Source organism: Rhizobium ecuadorense, assembly GCF_001187535.1.
In the GTDB taxonomy this organism is placed as follows: Bacteria; Pseudomonadota; Alphaproteobacteria; order Rhizobiales; family Rhizobiaceae; genus Rhizobium; species Rhizobium ecuadorense.
In genome coordinates this window covers 1-206 of record NZ_LFIO01000226.1, presented here as the reverse complement: position 1 = coordinate 206, position 206 = coordinate 1, and the positions used below count along the sequence as shown (strand labels likewise).

Below are 206 nucleotides of genomic sequence, written 5' to 3'. Positions count from 1 at the left end.
GATGACGACGATGCGACCAGTGATCGCATCCGCCGAAAGCTTGCCATCTAGCGCATCTGCGGCGCTGAAGGTGGCGATGCTGCCATGCCCGCCATAAAAAGTCACCGGCAGGCGTTGGCCGATATCGGTGGGAATACGCAGCTTTCCGAGCATGATGGCATCGGGTTCGATGGTGGGGTCGACGCCGAGCGCCACCGACGCGACAC

1 pseudogene is annotated in these 206 nt (G+C 62.1%); it reads right to left on the bottom strand.

What is annotated here, in order from left to right:
• Positions 1–206: pseudogene (locus AF337_RS05645) on the bottom strand (adenylate/guanylate cyclase domain-containing protein); the annotation flags it as partial.